Here is a 25,018-nt window from a genome sequence, read left to right on the forward strand (position 1 = left end):
ACGGTGTCATGCGTATGGCATTTACCTGAGCGGGATGCTTAAAGCTGTTGGCTACTTTAGCGCCCCACATACCGCGAAATCTATAAGGAGATGTTCATGGTAGCCATATTGGTGATAGCTGCTGCAATCGTCTGTGTGTTTCTTGTTCTTGTACTGCTAGAGAAGCATTTGAACAAAAAGTTTCGTACTCAGCCAACCGGCGAAATGCTGGGCAAATGGCACGTGGATAAGCAAATTGTAAACAGCGGTCCTACTGTTGTGTTTGAATCGGGCTTGGATTCGTCTGGACTACTTGGCTGGAGCCCTGTAATAAAAGCATTAAATGGGCAGGTTAATACGCTAAGGTATGACCGGCTAGGCTATGGCTTTAGCCATGCGGCGCAGTCATCCAGAACCATTAATCAATTGTCTATAGAGCTTGAGGAGATGCTTCGCACGGCAAACCCTCCAAAGCCATTTATTTTAGTGGGGCATTCACTTGGCGGTCTGGTGGTACAAAGTTTAGCTAGCCGAGCACCCGATTTAGCTGCTGCGGTGGTACTCATAGATGCCTCCCACCCTGAACAAACTAAGACGTTTCCTGATAATAAGCTGGATATAAGTAAAGTGCCGCCGCGCTGGATACTAAAGCTAATGCTGAGCACCGGCCTATTGCGGCGTATAACGCTCAAGCAGTTTCAAGCTTATTCACTAAACACGCGCGAAATTGCTCATTACTTGACTATGGGGGGCATGAATATCCACCGTGAATTGAGCGCGCTTGCAGAATCGTTAGAACAAGCCAGCCAAATAACTTCACTCGGTACCATTCCGCTGCGCGTGATTGTAGGTAGCGATGCCAAAAAACGTGCAATGCCAAGAAGTAAGCTTGCAGGTGAAGCGATACGCGACTGGTGGTTAGCGTTGCAAACCGACTACCTTAATCTGTCATCAGACAGCAAATTGGTTGAAGCCAAGCACAGCGGTCATCTGGTAATACTTGATGAACCGGAGGTGTGTGCAAATGTGATTAAAGCGCTCGCAGAGTCTAAAGATAGCGAAGCGCAGCTGTAGAGTTATGTGGCTTGGTGCTTTAGTTCACAATCAGCTTTAGCCCTCGCTTTTCAGCAAGCGCTAAAATTTCTTGAGCGCTGCTGTCACTTTTGCACAATATGAAGGCAGTGAAGTCCCATGTCACATAATAAATAGCGGCTAGGCTTGGCACGAACAGCGGCTTCATAGTGAATTGGTGATTGTGCAAATCGTTCAACAGTTGCTGCTGGTTTCTTACGGCTTTAAGCCTGCCACCTTTAAATAGCCCAAATACCTCGTAGCGCTTAACAATATCTGCCGCAACGCCGTATAGTTGGCTGTAGCGCTGCCATGCTTCCATGTCTGAGCATTCAAATGGTGGCAGCGCATCAGCTTCGCTGTAGTACCAGTGATCCCACAACGAGATTGCATACGTCAAAATTGATTCATCATCGTGTAATTCATCTATTTTAAAGCTAGGTAGTCGCCCACTTAGCTGCGCTGATTGTTTTGTCGTTATTTGTTTGAATGCTCTCATGCCTGCACGCTATGTAATTATGGTTTTACCTACATGATCATCACCAAAGCAACGCGAGTTAGCTAGCCGTAACAAATAAAGTATCGCAACAGCCAGTAACGCCTGAGCTATGCCAGTCAACCAAACCCGTTAGTAAAACGCTAGCTTCTAGTGATCATCAGTCTAACCGCCATGGCGGGTTTAAGCGGTTTTCGCCAGCCCAGTATAGTTTGATCTTGTTTCCACAAGGGTCTGCTAGCAATGCCTCCCGCCAGAGATAGGGTTGATCTGTGGGCTCTTGTAGAAAAGCGATGCCCTTTGCTTTAAGGCTTGCAACCAACTCATCAAGGTTTTGATGTTCGAAATAAACAATGGTGTCGCCAACAGAAGCCCGATCACTAAGGTAAACCGAGAAGGTTGAACCACCTTGCGGGCACTCAAAACGTCGCGTAGTGGTCATTGCCGACAATTTGTTTTAACCCTAACAATTGATAGAAGTCGATGGCTTCTTGAAGGTTACTCACCGCAACGGTTACTTGATTCAAATTCACTGTTAGTCCTTATTTCAACTTTTAGCATCAATATTGTTAGTGCTTCTTGCTGGCAATTTAAGCCGTCCTCACTACACGCGTTAGCGAGTAGCAACTAAAAAATAATGGCGAAGCAGCTCGTAGAACCTTGCAACATGAGCAGGTTTGTTCGCTTGATAGCGATGCAAAAAGAAAAAATGCCAATCGCGGCCACGTAGTTCTGGTAACACCTGAACTAGGTTGTTTTGCATTACCATTCCAACATTGCCTTGCTGCACTCTTTGCTTAGCGACAAAGTTGGGTAATAAGCCGATACCAATGTCTTGATTTACCATGTCAACCAGCGTAGCCAGGCTGTTGGTATAAGCCGTTTTTGGCAGCTCAAATTCAATCTCTTCGTCACCACGCCACAGCTTGGTTTTGTTTTGTTGCCAGGGGGTGGCGATAAACACGTGATCTTTGATATCAGCGAGTTGGATTATTGGTTTATGCTGCTGTAGGTAGCGGCTTGAAGCACAAAACACATCATGCACCCGCCCAACAGATTGTGCCTTATAAGCGCAGTCTTTTAGGTCTCCGCCAAATATTGCTGCATCCAACTGATGATCTATTAGATCGCGCCACTTGCCTGTAATCTCGATGTTCGGCTGAATTCTTGGAAATTCGATACATAGCTGGCGTATAGCCGGCACCACGATATTACGCTCCAAAAATGGTGGTACGGATATTTTAAATTCCCCACTAGGCTGGGCTTTAACATGTTGCATATCTTGCACAACATTGTGTAATTGCGCAGTAAGTAGCTCACTGCGTGATAACAAGGCTTCCCCATGATTGGTTAGTACAACACCGCGGGTGTTTCGTGCCAGCAACTGCATCTCGACCATGTCTTCTAGCCGTTTAATTTGCTGACTAATGGCTGACTTACTCAATCCCAGTTTCTTCGCCGCACCAGTGAAAGACTTTTGTTTAGCCACTTCCGCGAAGATCAATAACAGTGGCGCAAGCTTTAATGCGTTCATAATTTTAAACAGTTAGTTAATTTTTTGGATATTGTTGATATTAGTGTACTCGCTACACTTGGTCTATCTAATAAACACTGATAGGAGGCCAGGCAATGGCTTACGTAATTGTTGAAGGTAATGTAAAAAATCCTGAGATATTGGCGCAATATAGCCAGCAAGCAGCGGCAACATTAGCAAAGTTTAGTGGCAAGTTTATCGCTAAAGGCGCTGCAGAAGCACTGCATGGGAAGGCTGAATTTGCCATTCGTGCAGTCATCGAGTTTGCCTCTGTTCAAGCGGCAAAGAATTGGTACTTTAGCCCCGAGTATCAGGCGCTAAATGAATTGCGGGAGCTAGGTATGGAAAGCCGTTTTGTGGTGACTGAAGCTATTTGACACAGTTCCTGCGTCGGATCAGCTTCAGGAATTGTTCTGCTAAATGATGAGTGTTCAGACACTCGCTACCAGTATATTTTGCGCACATTACGCCTAATGAATACTAATGCGCTGGGGCGTGAGCTTTCAGACAATATGACAAGAGGTGTCTCCCACCGAGTAATGTATGGGTAGGGCGCTAAAGTGGTTGTCCTTCGATAATCATTAGCATTATTTGCCTCTAGCTTGGGCAACTGCAGGCCTAGCCGGTACACTGGCTTGGCGCTCATTGCTGATTTTTTTCGGCGTTGGTTTATCCGTGAGGGCTTAAAATGAGGGCAAATAATGGATTTCAATCGCGCTAGCACAGCTGTGTCGGGTTTCAACAAATGGGTTGGTTGGTGGCTCCTGCTCGTCGTATTTATTAGTGGTTTTTTCTTTCGCTTCGCGCCATCTACGTTGTCTTTGAGTATGCAACAAGAGTTAAACCTTAGTGCCACGGCACTTGGGTTGGTTGCCTCTATGCATTTTTGGATATACACCTTTATGCAAGTGCCTTCAGGTGCTCTCGCCGATAAATTCGGCACTCGCAACAGTGCCTTACTTGGCGGCGGTGTGACGACGGCGGGCGCGCTTTGTTTTGGTTTGGCGAGTAACTTGCCTTGGTTATTGGCAGGTACGGCGCTCATGGGGTTGGGGTTGGCAGCCATATTTGTGGCGCTCATGCGTTACAACACACAGTGGTTTTCTCGCCATACTCTCGTGCTGAGTGCCACTATGTTATTTGCCGCGCTGGGCAGCGTGATTGCCCAAAGCCCTACTGCGCAGCTACTTATTTGGTTCAGCTGGCGCGAAATTGTGCTGTTTTTCACGGTGCTGATTCTCATCGCCAGCTTACTAATGGTTAGGTTTTTAACCGCTGGCCCGCCTGCGCAACAACGCGTGGCGCAAGGTGATAACTGGGCAGTACTAAAAAATAAGCAGATATGGCTATTGTTTGTATGCGTGGCAGCCACGAATGGTACGTTATACGCGTTCTTAGGATTGTGGGCGATACCCCTTATTGTGGATGGTTTTCAGGTGTCGGCAACGCTTGCGGCGCAATATTCCACCACGGCCCTCATTGTGTATGGGCTTGGGTCGCTATTGTGGGGCTGGGTGGGCGAGCGAGTGGGTGCGCACAAGCCAGTTATACTGGCAACGGCAGTGCTGGCTGCCGTGACTTGGGCTGTACTGACTTATAGTAACTGGTCGCTCGGTTGGCCGGGCATGGCATTATTCTTATTACTGGGGTTATCTGGTGGGCCAGTGGGGGTGATTTTTGCTGCCGCTAAAGATGCCGCACCACCACAAAATGTGGGGTTCGCAATTGCGTTGGTGAACATGGGGGCGTTTTTAATTGCTGCCATCGTGCAAACTGGCATGGGCGTGATACTAGATGTAACCTCGCCAACGCCGCAACTAGGTGATTATCAGCTTGCACTCCAGTTACCTTTTTTCGTTAGTGTTTTGGGTGTAGCCGCCGCGTTGATGCTGCCAGGTCGTTCAAGTTAGAAGCTCTGAACGATCAATATAATGATTCTTTGGCGTAAAAATCGGCTGCGCCTGCATAGTTCAAAGTCATTAAATATTCGGTTGATTCGACAATGTGCAGGGTAGTGATAGACTGCCAAAGTAATCTATTAACGAGCGTTACATGACCGATCAAAGTCGCGTTGAACCCATAACTGACAATGTGGTTGCAACACTAGTCGCAAAAATCACTGAGGCATTACCGAGCACTTAAACGACTTCCTCGCCTTCAGTGAGCAGCTACTTAAAGCTGAATAACTCAGAAGGTCATTTAAATGATCTTTTCCTCCATTTTTATTATGAAAGAATCAATTAGTTGATTGTTTTGCGCAGAAAGAGTCACTATAATGATTCAAAAGCGAACATTTTTAGCTTTTCAGTCATTATAATGATTCCTTCCTACATCGATCTCTTCAATCCTAAGTGGGGGCAGCGTGGAAATTAAAAATGCATCAAAAACGCTAGTGGAAACCCTTAATGCAGCGCTTGGCATAGCGGACAATATCGACAAGGCTTGCAGTCAAATGACCCAAGTACCGGTGCCTTTATCTGAGCTGCCAGAAGAGATTAATCGCCGGTTAAATGAATATGACCTCACACTCAAGCTGCTGTCTGAGCAGTCTGGTGTGGCGGTAAACTCGGTAAGGCGGGCGATCACCAATCCAGAAAGCATGCGCTTGGCAACACTTCAAAAAGTGATAGAGCCGCTGGGGTTAAGTTTATGTTTCGAAAAGCAGTAGTACGGATGGCAGGTAAAACCGCTGGCTATTTGTATCGATTGGATACGGGGTACCGCTTTGAATATGTGCCCGGTTATGCCTACGCCGGTGTGTCGCTCAGCCTGCCGGTGCGAGATGATCCTTACGAATGGGATGAGCTGCCGCCAGCGTTCGCCGCATTAGCGCCGGAAGGATGGATTCAAAAAAGAATCGCCATGCAAGAAAAAATTGATGAGAACGACGCATTCGAAATGTTGTGCCGCTTTGGGCAAGACCTCATTGGTGCTGTCGAGATAGAAGGTGTGGAATGAGCCAATCATTTTGCAAAATTACATTAAAGCCCTTGTCGTCTGAACCAGAGCAAAAGCTTGGTTACACTCGTGAAGGACTAAAAGCTTTATTCGACACGAGTGCCGTTAACCCAGTGATGGCCATGACACGTGCGGATTTTATGCAGGGTTTTAAAGCCTCACAAAACCGCATGTCTATTTCAGGTGTGCAACCCAAGCGTTCTGCGGTACTAAATGGCAATGCGCTTGCGATGACGGATACTGGCGGTCAGTACATCATAAAACCATCGCCAGAGGAGTATCCGAACCTGGCGGAAGTAGAGCATGCCTGCATGGCAATGACTCAGGCTCTTAGTCGCGGTGGTCGGCTAACGGTTGCCAAACATGGCTTGTTTGAACTCAGTGACGGCGAGCTTGTTTACGTCACCCGCCGGTTCGACCGCCTCGCAGACGGAACCAAGTTACAGCAAGAGCAATTAGATGCGGCCATGGGCGTCGTTGATAAGTACGATGAAAATGTTTCATATGAAAGAATCGGGCGGTTTATTCAGAAAAACGTTTCGGTACCACTGCCTGCGTTAATGGCATTCTACGAGCAGGTGATTATTTCTTTTATGCTAGGCAACGACGACTTGCACATTCGCAACCTTGGCATTCAGGTTGATTTGAGCACCGGTAAGGCAACAGGGTTAACCCCTGCGTACGATATTGTTGCTTCTAGCTTATATACCAACGGGGCCAGCTACATTGCTTTGCCCCTAACGATTGAAGATGAAATCGACCAGCAAGGCACAACTCCAGGCATGGCCGAATACGGTTACTATACCGGTAAAGATTTTATCGACTTAGGCACAGGGGTTGGTTTAAGCGGAACCGTTGCTGCACGTACGTTAAAGCGTATCGTTGACAACGTACCCAGCGCGAAAATTTTGCTGGAACGGTCATTCATGCCAGAGGAAAAGAAACAGGCGCTGTGCGAAATCCTAGATGAGCGGGTAGTGATGTTAAGCAAAGGTGTTTGATCTACTCAAGCCAAGCAGCGGCAAACTAATGACGCCCGCCGGCATCTTCGCTAACCTGTCACATCAGACTCCACTTTTTCAGTGCTCGCTAAAGGACATCCAAGCATGCTGCAGCCTGGTTTTGCCATTATTCATAGTAATCAACTTGAGCAGTTGCGTGAGCTGCTGGTTAGCTGGATGCAGTCGCATCCGTTGCCGGTGCTGGCGCAGGAAGAAATTCTGGTGCAGTCCAATGGTATTGCCCAGTGGCTGAAAATGGCGCTGGCCGATGATGCCCATCAGGGCATTGCCGCTGGGTTACAGGTGGACTTACCCAACAAGTTTGTTTGGCGGCTTTATCGGGCGGTGCTGGGTGAGAATATTCCCAAAAGTTTGCCATACGATAAGCAAAACCTCGCTTGGCGCATTCAGCGCTTGCTCCCCTCGTTAACCAGCCCGGTGTATCAACCCATTCAAAGTTATTTGGCCGGTGATGAAGACCAGCGCCGCGCCTATGAACTCGCCCAGCGCTTGGCTGATTTATACGACCAGTATCAGGTGTATCGTGCCGATTGGCTGCAATTGTGGAGTGCTAATTTAGGTGGTGAGGTTGATCAAATTCGCCGCAATAACAACACCCTTACCGAGGTGCCACCAGAACAACGCTGGCAACCTGCGTTGTGGCGTGCCTTGCGCGAAGACATGGAAGCTAAGGCTGCGCCAAGCCAGTTTTCTAGCCGTGCCGATGTGCACCAGCTAGCGCTCAATGGTTTGGCCGCCGGTGAGTTTAAGCACCCTGAGTTGCTGCCCGAGCGGGTCATTGTATTTGGTATTTCTACCTTGCCAGCACAAACCATTGAGCTACTAGCCGAGCTAGGGCAGCACCGGCAAGTGTTGCTGGCGGTGCTCAACCCTTGCCAGCACTTTTGGGGTGATATCACCTTGCTGCAAGACGAAATTCGCCGCCAGCAAAAACGTCAGCAGCGCAAACCTGGGCTGCCAGAAGAAATTGAGATCGACGATCTGCACCTACACGCACCGCCGTTGCTGGCTGCCTTAGGCAAGCAAGCGCGCGACTACATTAGCTTGCTCGATGAGTTTGATGAGCCCGAGCGCTACCGCGAGTGGTTTAATGGCCGTATCGACCTGTTTAATGCACCAGATGGTGAGCATATGCTGGCGCAGCTGCAAACCGATATTCTTGAGCTGAACCCTGTAACCCAGCGCGCCGCGTTAGCTGGCGATACCAGTGTGAGTTTTCATATTGCCCACAGCCGCCAGCGCGAAGTGGAAGTGCTGCAAGACCAGCTCATTGCCGACTTCGCCGCTGAGCCAAGCCTAAACCCGCGTGATTGCATTGTGATGGTGCCAGATATCGCCAAGTACGCGCCGCTCATTCAAGCCAGCTTTGGCCGGATCGACAAACAAGACCCGCGCTATTTGCCATTCGATTTGGCCGACCAAAAAGCGCGCGGCGAGCAGCCGCTGTTGTTGGCTTTAGAATACTTATTAAATTTGCCCGAGCAGCGCCTAACCGTCAGCGAAGTGCTCGACCTTATTGAAGTACCAGCGGTGGCCAACCGCTTTGGCATGAACCTAGATGCCATTGGCGCGGTGCGCAGCTGGTTACTAGAAGCCGGTGCCCGCTGGGGGCTAGATGGCGAGCAACGCCAGCAGCTGGATATGCCGGCCATGGCCGATGCCTTCAGTTTTGCCTATGCCGTAAAACGCCTGCTGTTGGGCTATGCCATGAGCGATGACCAGGCCTGGCAGAATGTGCTGCCGTTTGACAACTTGGGCGGCTTGGCGGCCGCTGAGCTTGGGCCCATCCTCACCCTGATTGAGCAGCTTAAAGTGTGGCTGGATACGCTTAATGGCGGTGAGCGCTCGCCCGAGCAGTGGCAGGAATTGATGGTGAAAGACAACGGCCTGTTGCGCCGCTTTTTTGCCGCCGAAGAAGACGATGAAAGCCGCTTAATTCTCACTCTACAAAATGCCGCGCAGCAGGTGTTAGATGCCTGCCAAGCTGGACATTTTGAAGAGCCGATTAGCTTATTGGTGTGGCGCGAAGCCTGGCTTAATGGGGTCGACCAAGCCGGGCTTAGCCAGAAGTTTTTAGGCGGCTCGATTACCTTTTCTACCTTGCTGCCAATGCGGGCCGTGCCGTTTAAGCGGGTATATTTGCTGGGGATGGGCGATGAAGATTACCCCCGCCAGCAACCGCGTGATGACTTCGACTTAATGGCCAACGACTATCGCCCCGGTGACCGTAGCCGGCGAGATGACGACCGCTATCTATTTTTAGAAGCCATGCTTAGCGCCCGCGATAGCTTCTATATTAGCTGGGTAGGGCGCAGCATTTTAGATAACACCGAAAAGCCCGCCTCGGTGCTGGTGAATCAGCTACGTGATGTGATCAGCCTGGGCTGGGGCGAAGAGGCCTTGGCTAGCTTAACTTATGTGTACCCAATGCAGCCGTTTTCTAAGCGCTATCTCAGTGGTGATCTGGCAACCTATGCTAGTGAGTGGTTACAAACTCATGCAGCAGAGCAGCTAGAATCCAGCTCGCTGGCAGATGAGCAGCTTAGCGAGTTAGAGTTATCTATCAGCGATGTGGGCCGCTTCTTGCGCTGCCCAGCCGACTTCTATTTAGCCAAACGCTTTAACGTGTTTCGCCCAGACGACCTAGACGCCACCGACGACGATGAGCCATTTATTATTGATGGCCTAAGCAAATATCAGTTTAGCCAGCATGTATTTGAGCAAGTACTGGCAGGCTCTAACATCGGCACCCAGCTCGACCGCCTGCAGCAACAAGCGTTATTACCAGTACAAGCCGCCGGTGAGCTGTTTCGCAAAGAGCTTGGCCGTGAAATGACTGTGGTGATGAAACGCCTAGAAGGCCTAAGCGAGGCACCACCAAGGCGTCGTGCCCAACCGCTAGAAATTAACCTGCACGACCCCGCCACCGGCCTGCACGTGCAAGACTGGTTAGAAGATATTTACCTACTAGGTGATGAGTCCACTAGCCGCCCAGTGCAGTTTGTTGTGCGCAGTGGCGCCGTGCTCGATAAAGGCCAGCCCAAGTTTTATATGCTGCTAAACGCCTACTTGCGCCAGTTATTCGCCAACGCCCACGGCGTGCCCTTGGTCACTCATGTACTCGGACTAGATGCCGGTTATTGGCTCACGCCGGTACCGGCCACACTGGCCAAAGCGCAAATTTGCAATTGGCTAGGCTGGCTTGCCAAAGGCCTACAGCAACCGCTGCCATGCGAGCTGCGCACCGGCTTGGTATGGCTCACTACCGAAGCGCCCGGCAAAGCCCAAGGTGAATACGAAGGCGGCTACAACAGCACCGGCGCCGTTGCAAAAAGCCTAGGCCTGCAACGCTATTTCCCTGATTTTAACCAGCTATTTGGCGGCGACTTCGAACAACTCGCCGAGCAGCTCTACGGCCCACTACTAAGCGCCGACTGGCAGGAGAAGCAATAATGTTATCGTCATTGCCAAACGCCACCAGCACGTCATTCCCGCGCAGGCGGGAATCTAGTTATCGAACCAACGTGTATCGCCGAGATAATTTGTTTCCCAAACCTTCGGTTGGTAAAACCTACGCCGCTTCGTCATTCCCGAGTGCTTTTGTCGGGAATCCAGTTGCAAGTATCAAAATCGGTTACCACGCATACCAATGGGGTTGTTAATGTCTAACGTACTTGAGCCACTCCAGTTTCCGCTGCATGCCAGCCGCCTGATTGAAGCCAGTGCGGGGACCGGTAAAACCTTTACTCTGGCAGCCTTATATGTGCGCCTCGTGCTTGGCCACGGCGATGAAGATAGCCGCCCGGTGCGCGCTCTGATGCCCAATGAAATTTTGGTGCTGACCTTTACCAAGGCTGCCACAGCAGAACTGCGCGACCGGATTCGCGCCCGCTTGGTGGAAGCCGCACAGGTTTTTCGTGGGCTTACCCCACCCCAAGACCCAATACTCACAGCCCTTGTTGGCGACTACGCGCCCGAGCTACACAGCCGCTGCGCGACCCAACTAGATTTAGCCGCTCAAAGCATGGACGACTCGGCGATCTACACCATTCACTCTTGGTGTCAGCGCATGCTCAGTGAGCACGCCTTTGATGCCGGAGCCAGCTTTGGTGAAACCATCGCCAACAGTGATGACGAACTGCTGCAAAACCTGGCGCGCGATTACTGGCGCTGTCAGTTTTATCCACTGCCTAGCGACTTGCTGCCCGAGTTCTTATCGGTCGCCAAGTCGCCCGATGATCTACTGGCCAAATGCAAAGCGCTGGTCAACGTCCAACCTGGAAGTGTGATGCACATAAGTGGCGAAGCCCTGCCCAAGGCGGCCTCGCCAACCGAGCTGCTGCCACAAATAGAAAAGTGGCGCGGCGAGCTAGAAACAGCCTTGGCCGGTATGGATGAGCTGGTAGAGGAAGCACTCAGTCAGCTTGACCAAGCCTTTAGTGAGAAAACCCTACACGGCAATAAGTTCCGTGAAAGTACTTGGCTGAGCAAAGAGCGTGACCTGTTGGCAGGCTGGACTGAACAATTGCCAAAAGCCAAAGACTTAAACGCTCTGGCAGCCAAGTACAATCAAGACAACCTGAGTGCCAATACTAAAAAAGGCAAAACACCGCCTACCTCAGACTTTTTCAACAAGCTGGACACGCTGGCCGAGGTGATGGCCAAACAGCCAGATATCAGCTGGCAGGTGGTCAACCATGCTAGCCAGTGGCTGAGTCAGCAGTTAGCCAAACGCAAACGCCAGCTGGCGCAAATGAGCTTTGATGACATGCTCACCCGGCTTAACAATGCGCTAGATAGCACGCAAAAAGGCGAGCAAGCCAAGGCGCTGGCCGCCAGGATTCGCCAGCAATATCCGGTGGCGATGATCGACGAATTCCAAGACACCGACCCCACCCAGTTTGCAATTTTTAACCGGGTTTATCAGGACATCCACCAAAGCCGCGAGCAAGCCTTGGTGCTCGTTGGTGACCCGAAGCAGGCCATTTATAGCTTCCGTGGTGCCGACCTACACACCTACCTTAGCGCGCGTGAGCAAACCCAGGGGCGCCACTACAACCTAGGCACCAACTTTCGCTCCACCCAAGCCATGGTGGGCAGTGTCAACGCCTTATTTGAGCGTGGCGAAAGCAATTTAGCCGATGGCGCTTTTGGCTTTAAAACCGAAACCGATAACGCCTTGCCGTTTTTACCCGTGCACGCCAATGGCAAAACACAGCACTTTGATATGCCCGAGCCGGTGGCGGCAATGAATTATTGGCCAATTGAAGATGTCGGTAATAAGTCGGATTATGATGCCCGCATGACCACCGCCTGCGCAGATCAAATTCAGCAATGCTTGCAGCATGGCCAGTTAGTGGACGATGAGGCAGCCCAGCCGATTACCGCCAAAGACATTGCCGTGCTGGTGCGTAACCGTACCGAAGCTGAGCAAATCAAAACCGCCTTGGCGGAGCGGGGCATCGACAGTGTTTATTTATCCGAGCGCCAATCGGTGTTTAGCAGCGACGAAGCCAAGCTAATTTATCACTGGCTGCACGCCATTCACCTAGGCGATAACGAAAGCCTGCTGCGCGCGGGTTTGGCATTGCCACTAATGATGCTAAATGAAGCACAGCTAGCGCAGTATTTAGATGACGACCTGCGCTGGGAGCGCCTAGCCGAGCAGGTCAAACACTGGCAGTGGTTATGGCGCAAACTAGGGGTGCTGGCCATGCTGCGCAACTGGCTGCACTACTTTGAACTGTCTAGCCTGTGGCCAGAGCGATCACTTACCAACTTTTTGCATTTGGCCGAACTGCTGCAACAGCAAAGCCAGCTGCAAGACGGCGAAGCGGGCCTGGTGCGCTGGCTGGCCGATGCCATCAGCGAAGGGGTGCAAAACGATGACAACCAGCTGCGCCTAGAAAGCGATGAGCAGTTGGTGCAAATTGTCACCTGGCACAAAGCCAAAGGCTTGCAGTACAGCCTGGTATTCTTGCCTTATGTGATGAACTACAAGCTGCTAACGAAATCGCATACCGTGAGTTACCACCAAGATGGCGAGTTGATTGTTGATGTCTCGCCAGATGAGCAAGCCTTGGCCCAAGCGCAAGCCGAGCGCCTGCAAGAAGAGGTGCGCCTGCTTTACGTGGCACTGACTCGCCCGGTGTATGCCTGCTGGCTGGGGCTCGCTGCGTTTACTGTGGGCAAAAAGAAAAAAACCGAATTACAGCACTCTGGTTTGGGTCACTTACTTGGCTTAAACACAGGTGATGACGCGGCTGCACTCTCACAAGCCGTTGCTGGCTTGGGGTGGAAGCAAGTGAGTTGGCCAGCTGGCGCGCCGCCCCTCACCAAACAGCGTCCAAAAGTGGCGGCCAGCCAAGCACTGCCCATGCCTAGCCCGCGCGAGCGCTGGTGGATTGCTAGTTACTCAGCACTAGAAACTGGCGCGCTGCGCACGCCGATTGCCGCCCCAGACACCGCCCAAGAGGCCACCTGGTTGGAAGAAGAAATCAGCGTGCAAGATAGCGAACAGCAGCTCAGCATGGATGACTTTCCACGCGGTGCTGTCGCCGGTACGGCGCTGCACGACATGCTGGAGTGGCGCATCACCCACCGGCGCAGCCCAGAAAGCGAGTGGCAGCATTACTGTAAGGAGCAACTAGCGCGGCGCGGTTGGAGCGAGTGGCTGCCAGTGCTGGATGTTTGGCGTCAGCAAATGCTCACTACGCCAATGACGGTAGACCACCAAAGTAGCCTAGAAAACCTGCCACAAGCAGTCGCCGAAATGGAGTTTTGGTTGGCGGCCAATCAGGTAAGTGCACCCGAGCTAGACGACATCATTGCCAAGCATATTTGGCCGCAGCTAGCTCGCCCGCGCCTACAGCCCGACCAGCTAAACGGCATGCTCAAAGGCTTTATCGATTTAACCCTGCAAGATGCCAAAGGCCGTTATTGGGTATGCGATTATAAATCGAATTGGTTGGGCAGTGATGAGCAAGCCTATAGCCAAGCGGCCATGCAAAAAGCCATGCTCGATAAACGTTACGACGTGCAAGCCGCGCTTTATATGCTGGCCTTGTATCGGTTATTAAAAGCCCGCCAGCCAGAGTTTTCAGCCAAGCCAGAAGCCTATATTGGCGGTGGTCATTATTGGTTTATTCGCCAGCCCCAAGCCGGGCAAATACTACTGCCAGCGAACCTAGAGATGCTTAAAGAGCTGGATGCACTATTTAGCGGAGGCCACCACTAATGGCAGAGCAACGAGATTTGTTTTTCGATGAGCCTACTATCGAACCTATGACTAGCGAGCCGCTTACTAGCGAAACACCTAATAGCCCTGAGCAGCAACTGGCCGTATGGGTTGAGCGTGGCTGGATTCGCGCCATCGATCGCCAACTGGTGCGCACCCTGAATGAATTGCAGCCTTGTGCCGAGCCACTAATGCACTGGCTGGTGGCGCTGTTGTCGCACCAGTATGGGCGAGGGCACAGCTGTATCGACCTCAACGAACTGCTGCGCAACCCAGATGGTTTATTAAGCCTGCCACCGGAAAACGAATATGATCAGCCCTTTAGTGATAAACCCAGCCAACTGTTGCAAAACCTAGGCTATCAACAGCTGGCCGATGTGATTCAAGCCTGCCCCTGGGTTGGCGAGCAAGCACCACTGGTGTGGCAAGCGCCAAGGCTTTATTTGCAGCGTTTGTACCGCGCCGAGGGCATGGTGCAGCAAAAAATTCGCCAGCGCCTTACCGGCAAAACACTTACCATTAACCTCGCCGATGAGTTGGATGACTTGTTTGGCCCAGATACCACCGATGCGCCAAATTGGCAGAAACTGGCCTGCGCTTTGGCAGTACAGCAACGTTTTGCCATCATCACCGGTGGCCCAGGTACTGGTAAAACCACCACAGTGGTGCGCTTGTTGGCATTGATTTCCCGCAACCAGCCCGGCGCACGGATTCGCCTCGCTGCCCCCACAGGTAAAGCGGCAGCACGCCTGACCGAGTCGATCAGTGGCGCCATTGCCAAGTTACCAGAAGCGGATCAAGCGCAGATTCCCACCGATGTCGCCACGCTGCACCGGCTGTTAGGGGTGGCAGGTCGTGGCTTTAAGCATCATGCCCAGCGCCCGCTCCATGCCGACGTGGTAGTGGTCGATGAAGCCTCGATGATTGACCTTGAGCTGATGAGCGCGCTGCTGCAAGCACTGCCCGAGCACTGTCAGCTCATTTTATTGGGCGATAAAGATCAGCTCGCCTCGGTAGAAGCTGGTTCGGTATTTGGCGATTTATGCCAAGGTGCCCAGCAAGGCAACTATCGCCCAGCCACCATCGAAAAGCTGCAACCGTTTAGCAACCACTCGCTGGTTGCTTATCAAACAGACGAGGGCAGTGACTATAACCAAGCCACCGTGATGCTGCACCACTCCTACCGCTTCGACGCCAACTCGGGAATTGGTATGCTTGCCAGGGCTGTGAATAACGGACAATCCACAGGCCTAGAGCTGTTCAATAATGCAGCATATTCCGACCTCAGCCGACTATCCCCAGAAACTGTGGATAACCCTGCGGTTAAGTCATTGGTGGTACAGGGGTACGCCCAGTATTTACGGGGCCTACAGACGGTTTTGACAGACTTTGATCAATGGGCAATCAGTGTGATCAAAAGCTACCAAAAGTTCCAGGTGCTGGCCGCATTAAAGCGTGGGCCTTGGGGTGTGGATGGTTTAAATGAGCAAATTACTCACTGGTTAAAACAGGCCAATTTAATACCGCAAAAATATGGCTGGTATGAAGGCCGCCCGGTAATGATGAACTCGAATAATTATGCGTTGGGCATTATGAACGGGGATATCGGCATTACCCTCTATTATCCAGATCACGACAATCCAGAACAAAAGCGCCTGCGGGTGGCGTTTCAAATGCCGGATGGCAGCGTTAAATGGGTATTACCAAGCCGCTTAACCGATGTGCAAACGGTATACGCTATGACCGTGCATAAAAGCCAGGGCTCTGAGTTTGATCATACGGTATTAGTGGTACCGCCAACGGCCAACCCAATATTAACCCGCGAGCTGTTATATACCGGCATTACCCGCGCCAAAAATAAATTTACCTTGGTGGCGCAAAGTGACAGCGTGGTGCAAGATGCCATTGCCCGCTCAGTTACGCGCAGTAGTGGCTTGTAGCCACCAGTGGAGTTTGTAATAGTGTTAATAGCCTTGCCATAGTGGTCAGGGATGAAAGGAGGTAAGTATGTTTAAAAAAGTAGCAGCTGAAGCGCTTGGTTTAGGAGACTTGGGCAAAATTATTGGCCCAGAAGACTACGACAAAGTTGATGCAGATGATTATGTAAATCATGAAGAAGATGAAAAAATCTATTTTCTCATTAAATCCAAGCAAGATGAATACTGCTTTACCAATCGAGCGCTCATTCATATTGATGGCGACTCGGCCATTAGCTCAAAACGTTTGCTAAAACGCTACGACTATAACAGTTACCAAGTGCAGAATGTGTTCTTGGAAACTGCTGGGCGCGTAGACCTAGATGTCGAAATTAAGTTCACCTTGAACGAGCATAAGTTTTCTATCGACGTGGATAAGAATCAGATAACGCCGCTGAAAGATTTGTACAAAGCGTTGTTAAAAATTGCGTCAATTCAAAAAGAAAACTTGGTGAAACTAGATTACGCGATGAAAAGCCTGCAAAGTGCCGAGGCGATGTCGACTCGCTATAACAGTGAATCCTCAACATCGCCAGCAGCACAGTTTAAAGCCGTCAATGAGTACGCGTTTAATTGGATGAGTAAGGCGCATGATACTTACATGCGCCGTGACTTCGGCGAGATCTACGCCTTGTTCATAAATAACTAATCTAGTTAGCTAGCCATAGCGCTGAACGATAGATTTCAGCTTGTTAGTTGAGCTCGCTAGTTCTTGCGCTATTTGGCTTAAGCTATCGGCTTTACTGTCCGATTCCTGGGCATTGGTACGAATAATTTCGACCTGCTCAGTGATTTGAGACACCGTGCGTTGTTGCAAACTCGCCGCTTCAGCAATTTGCTCAGATTGCTGGCGCATTTGATTAATCGCATTTGATACATCGCCGAACACGCTCGCCGTTTTGTCCACATCATCAACGGCTTCACCAATGAGCTCATTGCCCTGGGCCATGGCTTCTACCGACTCGTTTACTCCTTTTTGTAGGGTATCAATTCGTCGTTTTATGTCTTCAGTAGACTGCTGAGTTTTGCTCGCCAGTGAGCGGACTTCATCGGCAACCACCGCAAACCCTCGGCCTTGTTCACCGGCACGCGCTGCTTCAATGGCAGCATTTAGGGCAAGCAAGTTAGTTTGTTCAGCAATGCCTTGAATCACATCTAATACCGCGCCAATACTCACTGCTTCTTCAGCTAATTGTTTAATGGCGCCTGAGGTGGCTTCTAGCGTTTCTGCTAGGCGTGCAACTTTTTTGTTCGCCGTTTGTGCGGTTTGCTGCCCAGAGATAACCGCTTCCGATGCTTGATTAGCATTATCTTGGCCTTCTATGGCTGCTTGCTCGGCATGTTGGGCACTGTCGGAAAGCTGCATGATTGCGTCGTGCACATCTTCACTATGCGCTTGCAAATGCGCTGAGATAGCGCTGTTTTCTTGTGCCGAGTTAGTAAGGTTTTGCCCTTGGCCGTCGAGCACATTACCAATGCTTTCGATGTCTTTAAAGCACGCAGCGAGGCGATCCATCACTTCGTTAAACGACAGCGCCAGCTTGCCGTACTCATCTTTCGATTTCACCGGAACGCGATTCGCAAGGCTTTTCTCGCTGGTACCAATGGTTAGCATTCGCTGGCGAATACGCTCAATAGGATTAAGCAATAAGCGCGGAGCCCCTATGATCATAACAATCAGTAGTGCTATGAGAATGGCTGCATACACTAGCTGCTGCTGGATGCTACCTTGTAAGGTATCGCTAGCATCAACTGATGCTTGATCAGCAAGCGTGTTTATCTCTTCACCCAAAATGTCCAACATATCACGTGGTGTATCAAATAAACTGGTATCGGGGTCAAAAGTGAAGGTACGCATTTTTTCATCAGAGTGTGCCTTCCATGCTAACAGTGCTCGCTCTAGCTGATCAGCATCCACTTCTTGGCTATTAACCAACGCAAGGGCTTTTAAGCCACGGTCAACCGTTTGTTGAAAGTTTTCATCGTGCGATTCTTTTAAGGCAGATAGTTGGTCGGCATCACCATTTGGTCCTAGCGCAATGTAGTCACGCTGAGCGACTAGAGCTTGATAGAAATCTCGGTCGCCATTGAGCACTAACGAAATAGCTGGGTACAAGTTGTTGGCGATATTTTCAACTTTAGTATCCATTGCGTCGATTGACCGGTAGCTAGATATCGAAGCAATGAAAAACAAAGCTGCTAACAGCCCAACGACCACTCGTATTTTTATCCGAATGGAAATATCTGAAAACATGTTCATAGCGGCGTCCATGTTGGAAACGTGTAGTTAGGTATAGAACAAAATGGAAAGTTTTGCGCAATGCTTGACCTTGGTGTTACCCAAAGGTTTTATGCTGTAAGTACTCTAATTGCTAAAGGTGATGAAATGCTTGTTTCAGACCTGGCCAAAGCCGCCGGTGTAACTGGCGAGACAGTGCGCCATTACACCCGCAAGGGGTTAATCAAGGCTCAGCAAAACCCCGAAAATCAATACCACGAGTATGATTTGCAGGCCTTGCAGCGCCTGCGATTTATTAAGCGGGCGCGAGCATTAGGTTTTAGCTTAAACGAAATTCAAGACATTATTGGCTTGGCCGAGCATGGCGAGTCGCCATGCCCGACGGTGCGCGATTTAATGGCGGAAAAAATCCCCGAAACGGAGCGCAAAATAGCCGAGCTTGAGCGCCACTTGGCGCTAATGAAGGCAGCTCTTACTGATTGGCAGACCCAGCCAGACGGTGTGCCCACGGGGAGCTCAATTTGCTGCCTAATTGAGGACTGGTCACAGGAGACGACTGATGAGTAAACAGACGTACCAAGCTGCGGGGGTAAGCTGCCAAGGTTGTGTGAAGAAAATTCGTACTGCCTTGCAAGCTGTAGACCCTCAGGCCGAAATAAATGTGGATATCGATGCGCAGCAACTTAGCGTGCAAGGCGAGGTCAGTGATGAACAAGTTGCCCAAGCGTTAAGCGAGCTGGGCTATGCGCGCCAGCGCACCTTGCCAGTTAGTGGCATTAGCTGCCAAGGCTGTGTGAACAATATTCGCAAGGCCGTGCGCGCCCAAGATAATTCAGCTTCAGTTGAAGGTGATGTGGCGGCACAAGAAATTCATGTAGATAGTCGCTTAGGCAAAAAAGCGTTGAACAATATTCTGGCCGAGTTGAACTATTTGCCAAAAAGCGAGCCCGATGAAGCGCAAGCAGAGGGTAATCGTACAGACATTTCAGAAACTACGGATTCAGATAACACAGAATCAGAAAATAAAGCGTCAGGGGAATCGGAGCCTATCCAGCAGGGAAGTCAGAGGGTTCTTGACCTGCAGCTGTCTGGCGTGACCTGTGCAAGCTGTGTGGCCACCATTGAAAAGGCGGTCAACCAGCTGGAAGGCGTGCAAAGCATTGATATTAACTTTGCCAACCGCACGGCCAGTGTTTTGGGCTCGGCATCACGCGAGCAGGTAGTGAAAAGCATTGAAGATGCTGGTTATGGCGCACAAATCATCGAAAACGCCGAGCAGGCCGAAGCAGATCGAGAGCAAGCCGAAGCTGATGAATACAAGTCGAAACTACGCCAAAGCTTTATTGGCCTAGGCTTGGGTGTGCCATTGATGGCCTATGGCTTGCTTGGCCTGCCAATGCACGTTAACAGCTTAACCCTGCAACTGGTGTGGGGTGTGGTGGGGTTGGCGACCTTGGCTATTTTAATGACCTCGGGTCGCCACTTCTTTGTTGGCGCTTGGAAGGCGTTTAAAAACCACAGAGCCACCATGGATACCCTGATTGCCTTGGGTACCGGCACGGCTTGGCTGTACTCCATGGTGGTGGTATTGGTGCCTATGTTGCTGCCCGAAGTGGCACGCCACCTTTATTTTGAAGCCTCGGCAATGATTATTGGTTTAATCAACCTTGGCCAAGCGCTAGAGCTAAAAGCCCGTGGGCGCACGTCGCAGGCGCTACGCCGCCTGTTGGATTTGCGTGCTAAAACGGCAGTGGTGATTCGCGATGGTAAAGAAGTCACCCTAGATGTGCGCGAAGTGGTCACCGGCGATCAGGTGCGTGTGCGCGCTGGTGAAAAAATCCCGGTGGATGGCAAGGTTTTGCGCGGCAATAGCTACATTGATGAGTCGATGCTCACCGGTGAGCCAATGCCGGTAGATAAGCAAGAGGGAGATGTCTTGCATGCGGGCACCATTAATGGTGATGGCAGTCTGACCATGGAAGCCGAAAAAGTTGGCAACGACACCGTGCTGGCGCAAATTATTGAGCAAGTGGGTAAGGCGCAAAATACTAAGCCGCCGATTGCCCACCTGGCCGATAAAGTCTCTGCGATTTTTGTGCCTACGGTCATGATAATTGCCGTCCTAACAGCGCTGGCTTGGTACAACTTTGGCCCACAGCCCGTGCTAGTGAACATGCTGGTTACGGCAACCACGGTGTTAATTATTGCTTGCCCGTGTGCCTTGGGCTTAGCCACGCCGATTTCTACCATGATTGGTGTGGGCAAAGCGGCCGAATATGGCGGCTTGGTGCGCAATGGTGAAGCGCTACAGCGTGCCAGCAAGGTCGACACCGTGGTGCTTGATAAAACCGGCACCATCACCCAAGGCAAACCATCTGTGGTGGATGCGCAACTTATTGAAGATGAATCTCAGGTATTGCCATTGGTCGCGGCGGTTGAGCAAGGCTCAAACCACCCATTAGCACAAGCCTTACTGGCTTATGTTGGTGAGCAAAACGTCAGCGAGCCTGAGCAGTTTGAATCTGTGACCGGCAAAGGGGTGAGTGCCACCGTGGATGGCAAGCGTTTGTTGCTTGGCAATCAAAAGCTGATGGATAGCGAACAAGTGGATGTGGCCAATGTGGACACCCAAGAATGGCTCAATAACGCTAACACCGTGGTGTACTTTGCCATCGATGGCAAGCTGGCTGGCGCTTTTGCCATTGCCGACCCTATTCGCCAAGATGCCAAAGAGGCCATCGCGCGCTTACATGAGCAAAATATCCAGGTGGTGATGCTCACCGGTGACAACCCTCAAACAGCTGAGGCCATCGCCAAAGAAGCCGGGGTGGATCAGTTCCATGCGGAGCTAATGCCAAACGATAAGCTCGATTGGATTAAAAAGCTGCAAGACCAAGGGCATGTAGTGGCCATGGCCGGTGATGGCATTAATGACGCCCCGGCACTGGCGCAAGCCGATGTTGGCTTTGCCATGGGCGGCGGCACCGATGTGGCCATCGAAAGTGCTGACATCGCTCTCATGCGCGGCTCGTTGCATGGCATTAGCGACATCATCGGTATCAGCCAAGCCACCATTCGCAACATTAAGCAGAACCTATGGGGCGCGTTTGCCTACAACTCTCTGGGTATTCCGGTAGCTGCTGGGCTATTGTTCCCATTCACGGGGATGTTGCTCAGCCCAATTATTGCTGGCGCGGCGATGTCGCTCAGTTCAGTCACCGTGGTCACCAACGCCAACCGCCTGCGTTTTTATAAACCCAGTCGAGCAAAAAAAGGAGAGCAATCATGATTGTTAACTTAATTGGATTGGGCCTAGTTGCAGCCATTGTCTGGTGGTTTTGGTTGAGCGATTAGACTAATGCTAGTCACCCCCGCGAAGACGGGGGGGCTAGGTTACGTTATTTGGCTAATGCACAGTTACTAGCGCCAATATAGCCCCAAGAGTTCAATCCTTTCTGAATATGTTCGGCCGCCTGTTGAGCGGTATAGGTGCCAGCCAGCATACCTTGCCAAGCCGCCGCACTCAGTGCGCCATAGGTTGGTTGTTTCTCATTCAGTGATGGTGCCAAAAACGGCTCAACTGCTGCTGCATTCGGCATCTGTTTGATTACTTTCTCAATAATTGGATGGGTGCCAGCAGGAATATTAAATGGCTTGTTATAGGCTGGGATGTCGCTACCTATTTGCTCAACAAAAAGCTCAGCAAATTTTGCCGTGGTGGCAAATTCTAACACTTTGGCGGCACTACTTTGCTTGGTGCTGTAGGCCGATACCGCATACCCACCATCTGGGTGGGCGACAATCTTGTTATTTGGACCAGGGAAGGGGCCGTATAATGGTTTAAAGTTTGGGTTTACATCATATAAACCACCAGTAGCTTGTACTACCCAAACACCCGTTGTCCAAGCACCATCCATCATGCCGATCGCATCGCCGGTTACGACAGGTGTGCGCATTGCACCGTAGTCTATTTTCAGTGGGTCATCATGCATATTTGGAATCATGGCTATGACGCGCTCAAACGCGGACACCACTTCGGCATCGGTAAAACAAGCTGTACCATTGATAAGCTTTTGTTGGGTGGCATCACTGATCCAACCTGCCATGACCACCTCATTGGCGACTTGGTTGAGGTACCAGCCGTCTTTGCCATCAAGGGCTAAGCCAACTTGGTTAGCATTTTGGGCAGCTTCCATCAACTGGTCAAACTCAGCGACCGTTTGCGGCGCCGCTGCAAAGCCAAGCGCTTGCAATTCAGTTTGGTTGTAAATCATCGACTGTAACTGGATGGCATTAGGCACGGCATACTCAATACCATCCCATGCCACCACACCGGCGCGGCCGTTCATATTATCAAGCGTTATGCCGAGCTGATCCATAGACACCAGCATGCCACTTTGCACGAATGGGTCGAACCAAAGAGCACCGCTTTTTGCACCCAAGATATCAATCTGCCCTCTTGGCATGGTTTTGCGAAGTAGCGCTTCGTAATCTTCAGAGCTTAAGAGGTTCACCTGCACATGAATGCCGTCGATTAAGTTTTGTTCGTTGATGGCCTGCCATAACTTAGCTTCTTGTTGACGAAAGGTATGCAAGTTAACAACGGTTTTAGTGCTGCCACCGATCACTTGCCCATCACTGGTGACTGGTTCACTACATGCAGAGATAAAAAGTGCAATGGTGAGTGCTAGTAGAAATCGCATTGTTCCCTCGAATACGTTAGGTTTCATGTATTGTTACAGTTCTAACGCAATTAGGAAGTGGCGCCTTTGGGTAGTGCTAAGCGGTTCACAGTAGTAAGTGTTGCCCGGCGCACGCTTTTCGAAAAAACGCGCCGTGCAACCTACGGGTTCGGGCGTAGGTTTTACAAACCGCAGGTTTGGGAAACAATGATCAACGTTGCCCAGCGTAAAAAACACCGTTCTCGGGCTACATAGGAGTAGACCATGCCGCACCTGGTATTTGAGTACACAGCCAATCTTCAGCCGGAACCTGAGTGGCAACTAATGTTGCAGGAGTGTCATCAGTTTTTGGCTACTACAGGTGAGTGGGACCTAGCGGATATCAAAAGTCGGGTGTACAAAACCGAAATATTTCTGCAAGGCGATAAACCGGAAAAGGCACACATAACCCTGACATTACAGATGCTAGATGGCCGCAGTGATGAACTCAAAGCGAAGGTGGCCAAAGCGCTTGGGAAAATTATTGAGCGATATGTCGATACTGCTTGTGTCCACACTATGACAAACATCACTGTGCAATGCGTAGATATCCACAGGGCTAGTTATTACAAGCGAGCATAGGGGCGAATAGTCTAGTGCCTATTCAAGAGGGTCATAGCAGCTAGGTCGACTCTCCTGAAAAACGCTTTCTTAAACGCACCCTGCTCGTGGTGGGTTTATGGCGGCGTACTTTTTGCTGCGCATTCTTTAAGCCCACAATAGCTTGTGGGCTAGTTGCAATTATTGACCAAAAAGCTGTCGATAGAAGTTTATAACTTTACTGATGCCTTGTTCGGTTGATGCACCAGGCTGTAGCACGTCGAACCCATGCTTGGCGTTTTTCACCAGTAGGCGAGTAGCCTGAGTGTTATGCTTAGCATAGGCACCCATCGCGTGGTTTGCTGTCTTTCACCGGCGCTGGGTGTATTCTGGACCCTGAAAAGCGGAGCAATAAGGATTAACAATCATGGAAATATATGGCGATAAGCAGGCCGGTGGACATAAAGCTCTGCGTGTAATGGCGCAACAGCTCTCAGCGAGCCCATTTTTAGTGGGTAATCAGCTCACAACAGCCGATATTAGCTTGTATGCCTACACCCATGTGGCGCATGAAGGCGGTTTTGATTTGCAACAATATCCATCGATTCGGGCATGGTTAGGGCGTATAGAAGAGGTGGCTGGTTACGTGCCACTCGGTTAGCAAATGTTGCCCGGCGCACTTTTTTCGAAAACACGTGCCGGGCAACTTTCTTGTATGCTTAGTAGCCGTTGCGGCCTTTGCCGCCACGGCGCTCTTGCATGTGCTCCCTGCGTTCTTCCAATTGAGTAATTTGCTCGTCGGTTAGAATCTCAGCCAGAGCTGCGTGCATTGCTTCGCGGCTTTCTGGGCGTTGACCACGTAATTCAGCAATTTGTGCTTTTTGCTCATCGGTTAATTCAAGGCCTGCAAACATCGCCATTGGGCCACGGGCGCGAGGGCGCATTGCTTCAATTTGCTCATCGGTTAGCACGGTGCGCAGCTCGGCTTCTAGTGCGGCTTGTTGTGCATCACGAATTGGCTCGTTGCGCTCACGGTGATCTTGCAAGATTTCTTGCACCTGTTGGCGCTGCTCATCGGTAAGCTCTGCCATCGCGCCACGGTTTTGGCCACCAAATGCCAGGGCTGAACCGGCAAGGGTGAGTACTAAAACTGATACACCTAGTGTCTTCATCGCTTTCATTTTAATCACCTCTTTCTTTTAGGAGTTAAGCAGCGTTTGGCTGCCTACGTGATTAACTATGCGC

The 25,018-nt window shown here is 50.7% G+C and carries 20 protein-coding genes; 14 read left to right on the plus strand and 6 right to left on the minus strand.

What is annotated here, in order from left to right:
* Window positions 1-96 precede the first annotated feature (96 nt).
* Window positions 97-1,053: an alpha/beta fold hydrolase gene (locus DUW71_RS12985; RefSeq protein ID WP_158584072.1), complete on the plus strand. Its 957-nt coding sequence runs from the start codon at window positions 97-99 to the stop codon at window positions 1,051-1,053.
* A gap of 19 nt (window positions 1,054-1,072) precedes the next feature.
* Here the strand turns inward: DUW71_RS12985 and DUW71_RS12990 are convergent, their stop codons facing one another.
* The 3 genes from DUW71_RS12990 to DUW71_RS13000 form a co-directional block, all read right to left on the minus strand.
* On the minus strand, window positions 1,073-1,549 hold the full coding sequence (locus tag DUW71_RS12990) for a hypothetical protein (RefSeq protein ID WP_119395691.1): 477 nt from the start codon (window positions 1,547-1,549) through the stop codon (window positions 1,073-1,075).
* A 157-nt stretch (window positions 1,550-1,706) separates the two neighbouring features.
* Entirely contained in the window at window positions 1,707-1,988 is a 282-nt protein-coding gene (locus DUW71_RS12995; RefSeq protein ID WP_233546134.1) for a VOC family protein, read from the minus strand.
* A 171-nt stretch (window positions 1,989-2,159) separates the two neighbouring features.
* A complete protein-coding gene (locus tag DUW71_RS13000; RefSeq protein WP_119395692.1) occupies window positions 2,160-3,080 on the minus strand; it encodes a LysR family transcriptional regulator in 921 nt (306 codons plus the stop codon).
* Window positions 3,081-3,175: 95 nt separating this feature from the next.
* Between DUW71_RS13000 and DUW71_RS13005 the strand changes: the two genes are divergently transcribed.
* The 9 genes from DUW71_RS13005 to DUW71_RS13045 all read left to right on the plus strand — a co-directional run bounded on the left by DUW71_RS13005 (window position 3,176) and on the right by DUW71_RS13045 (window position 16,922).
* The gene (locus DUW71_RS13005; RefSeq protein ID WP_119395693.1) at window positions 3,176-3,457 is read left to right on the plus strand and encodes a DUF1330 domain-containing protein; all 282 of its coding nucleotides are present in this window, start codon (window positions 3,176-3,178) and stop codon (window positions 3,455-3,457) included.
* Window positions 3,458-3,781: 324 nt separating this feature from the next.
* Complete coding sequence (locus DUW71_RS13010; protein ID WP_119395694.1) at window positions 3,782-4,990, plus strand: MFS transporter; 1,209 nt, start codon at window positions 3,782-3,784, stop codon at window positions 4,988-4,990.
* Between the two features lie 452 nt (window positions 4,991-5,442).
* Complete coding sequence (locus tag DUW71_RS13015) at window positions 5,443-5,748, plus strand: helix-turn-helix domain-containing protein (protein WP_119395695.1); 306 nt, start codon at window positions 5,443-5,445, stop codon at window positions 5,746-5,748.
* Entirely contained in the window at window positions 5,730-6,038 is a 309-nt protein-coding gene (locus tag DUW71_RS13020) for a HipA N-terminal domain-containing protein (protein WP_119395696.1), read from the plus strand. Before DUW71_RS13015 ends, DUW71_RS13020 begins: the two co-directional genes overlap by 19 nt.
* Entirely contained in the window at window positions 6,035-7,039 is a 1,005-nt protein-coding gene (locus DUW71_RS13025) for a HipA domain-containing protein (RefSeq protein WP_119395697.1), read from the plus strand. Before DUW71_RS13020 ends, DUW71_RS13025 begins: the two co-directional genes overlap by 4 nt.
* Window positions 7,040-7,144: 105 nt before the next feature.
* Entirely contained in the window at window positions 7,145-10,513 is a 3,369-nt protein-coding gene (gene recC, locus DUW71_RS13030; RefSeq protein WP_119395698.1) for an exodeoxyribonuclease V subunit gamma, read from the plus strand.
* 208 nt (window positions 10,514-10,721) lie between these two features.
* Window positions 10,722-14,297 (plus strand): exodeoxyribonuclease V subunit beta, encoded by a 3,576-nt coding sequence (gene recB / locus DUW71_RS13035; protein ID WP_158584074.1) that lies wholly within the window; start codon window positions 10,722-10,724, stop codon window positions 14,295-14,297.
* Complete coding sequence (gene recD, locus DUW71_RS13040) at window positions 14,297-16,237, plus strand: exodeoxyribonuclease V subunit alpha (RefSeq protein WP_199671224.1); 1,941 nt, start codon at window positions 14,297-14,299, stop codon at window positions 16,235-16,237. The genes recB and recD overlap by 1 nt, the downstream gene beginning before the upstream one ends.
* A 67-nt stretch (window positions 16,238-16,304) precedes the next feature.
* Window positions 16,305-16,922, plus strand: coding sequence for a PH domain-containing protein (locus DUW71_RS13045; RefSeq protein WP_119395700.1), 618 nt, complete (start codon window positions 16,305-16,307; stop codon window positions 16,920-16,922).
* Window positions 16,923-16,931: 9 nt separating this feature from the next.
* On the opposite strand, the gene DUW71_RS13050 is transcribed toward DUW71_RS13045, so the two are convergent.
* A complete protein-coding gene (locus tag DUW71_RS13050) occupies window positions 16,932-18,533 on the minus strand; it encodes a methyl-accepting chemotaxis protein (protein ID WP_158584076.1) in 1,602 nt (533 codons plus the stop codon).
* 126 nt (window positions 18,534-18,659) lie between these two features.
* Between DUW71_RS13050 and DUW71_RS13055 the strand changes: the two genes are divergently transcribed.
* Window positions 18,660-19,079 carry a MerR family DNA-binding protein gene (locus DUW71_RS13055; RefSeq protein WP_119395828.1) on the plus strand — a complete coding sequence of 140 codons (420 nt, stop codon included), beginning with the start codon at window positions 18,660-18,662 and terminating at the stop codon, window positions 19,077-19,079.
* Window positions 19,072-21,801: a heavy metal translocating P-type ATPase gene (locus DUW71_RS13060; protein WP_119395702.1), complete on the plus strand. Its 2,730-nt coding sequence runs from the start codon at window positions 19,072-19,074 to the stop codon at window positions 21,799-21,801. Before DUW71_RS13055 ends, DUW71_RS13060 begins: the two co-directional genes overlap by 8 nt.
* A 109-nt stretch (window positions 21,802-21,910) precedes the next feature.
* Here DUW71_RS13060 and DUW71_RS13065 read toward each other — a convergent pair whose 3' ends face one another.
* The gene (locus tag DUW71_RS13065) at window positions 21,911-23,215 is read right to left on the minus strand and encodes an ABC transporter substrate-binding protein (RefSeq protein ID WP_119395703.1); all 1,305 of its coding nucleotides are present in this window, start codon (window positions 23,213-23,215) and stop codon (window positions 21,911-21,913) included.
* A gap of 243 nt (window positions 23,216-23,458) precedes the next feature.
* Here DUW71_RS13065 and DUW71_RS13070 point away from each other — a divergent pair, with 243 nt between their 5' ends.
* Both DUW71_RS13070 and DUW71_RS13075 read left to right on the plus strand, forming a co-directional pair.
* The gene (locus DUW71_RS13070) at window positions 23,459-23,815 is read left to right on the plus strand and encodes a 5-carboxymethyl-2-hydroxymuconate Delta-isomerase (RefSeq protein ID WP_119395704.1); all 357 of its coding nucleotides are present in this window, start codon (window positions 23,459-23,461) and stop codon (window positions 23,813-23,815) included.
* A gap of 385 nt (window positions 23,816-24,200) precedes the next feature.
* Entirely contained in the window at window positions 24,201-24,434 is a 234-nt protein-coding gene (locus DUW71_RS13075) for a glutathione S-transferase C-terminal domain-containing protein (protein ID WP_119395705.1), read from the plus strand.
* Between the two features lie 58 nt (window positions 24,435-24,492).
* Here DUW71_RS13075 and DUW71_RS13080 read toward each other — a convergent pair whose 3' ends face one another.
* Window positions 24,493-24,954: a Spy/CpxP family protein refolding chaperone gene (locus DUW71_RS13080; protein WP_119395706.1), complete on the minus strand. Its 462-nt coding sequence runs from the start codon at window positions 24,952-24,954 to the stop codon at window positions 24,493-24,495.
* Between the last annotated feature and the right edge of the window lie 64 nt (window positions 24,955-25,018).

The organism is Salinibius halmophilus (assembly GCF_003577475.1).
Classification (GTDB): Bacteria; Pseudomonadota; Gammaproteobacteria; order Pseudomonadales; family Natronospirillaceae; genus Salinibius; species Salinibius halmophilus.